The sequence below is a fragment of the Bacteroidales bacterium genome (genome assembly GCA_041671145.1).
In the GTDB taxonomy this organism is placed as follows: domain Bacteria; phylum Bacteroidota; class Bacteroidia; order Bacteroidales; family JAHJDW01; genus JAQUPB01.
The window spans coordinates 1-4219 of the sequence record JBAZBZ010000079.1 but is presented as its reverse complement, the minus strand read 5'-3'; the positions used below and the strand labels follow the sequence as shown (position 1 = coordinate 4219).

General features: G+C 31.7%; 6 protein-coding genes. All 6 read left to right on the top strand.

Annotation, left to right across the window (positions count from 1 at the left end; genetic code table 11):
• A partial coding sequence (locus WC223_13885) for a hypothetical protein (protein MFA6925332.1) occupies nt 1-340 on the top strand: 340 nt, incomplete at its 5' end.
• Between the two features lie 3 nt (nt 341-343).
• Nucleotides 344-1786 (top strand): hypothetical protein, encoded by a 1443-nt coding sequence (locus WC223_13880; GenBank protein ID MFA6925331.1) that lies wholly within the window; start codon nt 344-346, stop codon nt 1784-1786.
• A gap of 72 nt (nt 1787-1858) precedes the next feature.
• Nucleotides 1859-2623: a hypothetical protein gene (locus WC223_13875; GenBank protein ID MFA6925330.1), complete on the top strand. Its 765-nt coding sequence runs from the start codon at nt 1859-1861 to the stop codon at nt 2621-2623.
• A gap of 357 nt (nt 2624-2980) precedes the next feature.
• Nucleotides 2981-3148, top strand: coding sequence for a hypothetical protein (locus WC223_13870; protein ID MFA6925329.1), 168 nt, complete (start codon nt 2981-2983; stop codon nt 3146-3148).
• A 335-nt stretch (nt 3149-3483) separates the two neighbouring features.
• Nucleotides 3484-3774, top strand: coding sequence for a nucleotidyltransferase family protein (locus tag WC223_13865; protein ID MFA6925328.1), 291 nt, complete (start codon nt 3484-3486; stop codon nt 3772-3774).
• Nucleotides 3767-4096: a DUF86 domain-containing protein gene (locus tag WC223_13860; protein MFA6925327.1), complete on the top strand. Its 330-nt coding sequence runs from the start codon at nt 3767-3769 to the stop codon at nt 4094-4096. The genes WC223_13865 and WC223_13860 overlap by 8 nt, the downstream gene beginning before the upstream one ends.
• The last annotated feature ends 123 nt before the right edge of the window (nt 4097-4219 follow it).

Below are 4219 nucleotides of genomic sequence, written 5' to 3'. Positions count from 1 at the left end.
GCGAATTGGAGTTGAGTATTATTCCGAGTTTGAAAACGACTTGGGAAACATGAGTACTTATGAAGCATTTACAAACGGACTTGAAAAAATAATGTTGGAGTGTTACAAAATTTTGACACCAAGAAAATATTGTTCAATTGTTATTAGCGACTTCACAGTTGACAAAAAAGAAATTTGCGTTCAAGCAGATGTTGTAAAGTTGATGCAAAATTGCGGTTTTGAATTTTGTGGCACAACAATTTTGTTACAAGACAACAAACCTCTTTATCCATTTGGCTATCCTTATGCATACAAGATAAATCACCAACATCAAAACATTATTAATTTTAGAAAAATTTAAAATATGATTTCAATAGAATACTTAGAAGAAGAAAGAGTCAAGTTATGGGATAAGATTTCATCGCTTGAAGTAGAAATCAATAAAAAAACAACAGATTATGAAAGTGAAGCTAAACAAGCTTCTAAAAAAGCATCCGAATACAGAAACAGAAGCGAGGAAGCTAAGGAAAGTGTTTTAACAACATTGAACGAGGTAAGTCAGAAATCCGAGGAAATTAAATCAATTTATAACTCTTTAGTGGAAATAAATGGAAAGATTATTGATTTTTCCACAACGTCAAATAACAATAATGAGTTAACAAAGAATTTATTTGAAGAAATTCAAAGCCGAAAAGTTTCCATTGAAAATAAAATTAATGAATTAGAAAATGTATTTGAAAAACATGATATTTTTATTGAGCAAATCAAAAAATTAAACGTTATTTTTGAAAGTAGCGACGATTATTCGAAAAAGATTGAAGCATTATATAAGTCCTTTCTTGGCAGAAAGAATGAAATTGAAGATTTATATTATGAGGTTTTTGGTTATACGGATGATGATAAAGAAACAGGTGTAAATACAGAAGTTGAAGGTTTAAAAGACAAACTTGAAAAATCTTATACTGAAATAAGCAAAAATTTAACTCAAACAAAAGATGATATTTTTAAGTTCAATGAAGAAACGAAGAAAGTATATTTTGAGTTTAAAGAAGAAAAGGAAAAAGAGTTCAAAGTTAATTTAGATAAATGGCAAAATGATTATATAAATATTCAAAAACAAATTAATGAACTTTTACCAGAAGCTTTAACAAAAGGACTAAGCTCAGCATATTATAATAAAAGACGGTTAGAGCAAAAAACGAGTAAAACATTGAGATTAAATTTCAACTATGCAATTGCTGGTATGATTTTAATTTCATTAATTCCTTTTGGAGTTAGCACTTACACATTAATATATGAAAATATCAAATTAGCTGAAGTTGTGAGCAGATTACCTCGTTTGGTAATGGCTATACTTCCTTTGTATATTCCTGTATTGTGGCTTGCATATTCTGCAAATAAAAAACTTAATCTATCAAAAAGATTAATTGAAGAATACACACATAAGGAGGTTTTAAGTAAAACCTATGAAGGACTGTCAAAGCAAATAAATAGCATTGATAATGAGGATGTGTCTTCTGAATTAAAAATAAAACTTCTTTATAATGTTTTAGATGTTAGTTCTGAAAATCCTGGCAAATTAATATCTGATTATGACAAATCGGATCATCCTTTAATGGACGCACTTGATAAAAGTGTTAAATTAGCTAATGCTGTTGAGAAACTTTCTAAAATTCCGGGTTTTTCAAGAATAGCAAAAGCATTAGAAAAAAAATCTAAAGAAATTCTAATAGATGAAAGCAAAAAAGCACAAGAAGGGTTAGACATTATTTTAAATGATGATAAAAATTCAGATGAAAAGAATTAAAAAAAATCTAATAATCCAAAAAAGTTATATATTTGTACTTCAATTTAATCATTTAACTAAAAATTTACTACTATGGCATCAATAAGCGTAACAGGACATGCAAAAAATGTAGCAAACTTTGAAGTAGAAATCTCAATTTGCACGGGCTTCGGAACCGCCTACAATCCGTCAAAAAATGCTCTTAAAATTCCACAACTGCAAACTACACTTACAACATCAAAAAATGTAATGCAAACAGTTAAAACTACAGGAACAACTTTTGAAAATGCACGAAATGCACGAGAAATCGCTTTGTCGCCAGCTCCATTAAAAAAATTCTGTACCCGTATTTTAAATGCACTCGAAGCTACCGATGCAACAAAACAAACAATTGACGATGCAAAAGCCATAAACAGAAAACTTCAAGGCAAACGTGCCGATACATCAATAAAAACAACACCAGTTGTTGCCAATAATAGCGAAACACCAGCAATCGCCGAAGCAAAACAAATTTCAGTGTCACAGCAGGACTTCGACAGTTTAATTGATAATTTCGCAAAATTTGTTGTATGCCTATCAGCCGAACCTTTATACATTCCCAACGAAACCGATTTAAAAGTAACAGGACTTAACACAGCCCTTACAAACTATAAAACATTAAATACAGCCGTAATAAATGCAGCAGTTCCTTATCAAAATGCACTTATTGCACGTGATTTCGCACTTTATCAGGATAACACAGGTCTTGTTGATATTGCATTAGAAGTAAAGAAATATGTAAAATCTGTTTTCGGAGCAACAAGCCTACAATATAAACAGGTAAGTAAACTTGAATTTAAAAAGCAAAAGAAGAGATAACTAACAAAAGGGCTCAAAATTGAGTCCTTTTCTTTTATAGTTCATTGACAAGCAAAAAGAAAACAAGCTACTTCCCTGAGAAAACTTCCTTTAGCGGTGAGAAAATTTCCTTTAGCACCGAGAGAACTTTCCTTAGCACTTAGGAAACTTCCGTTAGCGGTTAGAGAACTTTCGTTAGCAGTGAGAAAACTTCCCTTAGCACTTAGAGAACTTCCTTTAGCGATGAGAGAATTTCCCTTAGCAGTAAGAAAACAAGCGTATGCACCAAGTAAATTGACTATAACGGTAAGAAAGAGACATATTTTACCGAGTAAATTGACTGTTACGTAGAGAAAGTAACCTGACACCCCCAGCAAATTGACTAATACTGCAAGAAACAAAGCGTCTGCGAGTAGCGTATATAAAGGTTTGGCGGTCATAGTGCCAACAGCACAATGGCAAGCACATGCTGCAAACCGCACAAGCCACCCACGACCAAAGTTTGCAGCAAGAGCTTGCCATCTACAACCCACTACATTCTACTAAATTGACACAAAAAGAAAAAAAGCCCACCCTTCTGTAAAAATTTAAACGCTTACCCACGTGCCTGAACAAAAAAACACATATTGACAACTGACATCAAAACCTGATAATGATAAAGCTTTTAAGACATAAACAAACCGCCAGTGCATAACATGGGCTTGTTTTAAGCGGGCAGAAATTAGTATTTTGAAATTCAGAAATTATTTATAAATTTGTTCACGGGTGAGAATGACGCAGGTATCTAATTGCCCGCCTAAATCAAGCCCCATCCGTTACCGCCAATTAGTTCTTGGAATTTTATTTGGTATTAAAAAAATATTTATATTTGAGAAAAAAATATGTCAAGAGAAACTTTAGAAAATATCATACTAAATTATTTGACTTCTTATAATCCATTGATGATAGGAATATTTGGTTCTTTTGCTCGACACGAAGAGAAACCAAATAGTGATATTGATTTGCTTGTTAGATTCAAGAAAACTCCGTCTTTGCTTCAATTAATCAAGATAGAAAATGAATTAAGTCAGAAACTTGGATTCAAAGTTGATTTATTGACAGAAGGAGCAATTAATAATCAAAGAATAAAAAAGAATATTCAACGAGACTTACAAATAATATACAATGCATAAAGACGACATTACATACATTGAACATATTCTATCGTGTATTAGAAAGATAAAGAAATACATGAAAGGAATTTCTAAACAGAAATTCAAAGAAGATGAATTGATTCAAGATGCAGTAATAAGAAACCTTGAAATAATCGGAGAAGCAAGCAAGAATATTTCACCTGATTTTAGAAAAGCATATTCTTATGTTCCATGGAAAGAAATTACGGGGATGCGTGATAAGTTGATTCATCATTATATGGGCATTGACACAGAAGTAATTTGGAGTGCAGTAAAGCAAGACCTTCCTATGCTTGAGAAAGAATTAAAAACAATAAAATAAATAATAACTGGCGGTAACCTTTTTAATTGTCATTTCCTAAAATCGGTTGACTAAAAATTAACCAATAAAACGGAAACAATGACAAAACTCAAGACTCAACCCTGTCGAAAAAAAGACTACGAA

Bases quoted from the DNA above. Each gene is read 5' to 3' on its own strand.
- WC223_13880 (MFA6925331.1), top strand. From the start codon at position 344: ATGATTTCAATAGAATACTTAGAAGAAGAAAGAGTCAAGTTATGGGAT.
- WC223_13875 (MFA6925330.1), top strand. From the start codon at position 1,859: ATGGCATCAATAAGCGTAACAGGACATGCAAAAAATGTAGCAAACTTT.
- WC223_13865 (MFA6925328.1), top strand. From the start codon at position 3,484: ATGTCAAGAGAAACTTTAGAAAATATCATACTAAATTATTTGACTTCT.
- WC223_13860 (MFA6925327.1), top strand. From the start codon at position 3,767: ATGCATAAAGACGACATTACATACATTGAACATATTCTATCGTGTATT.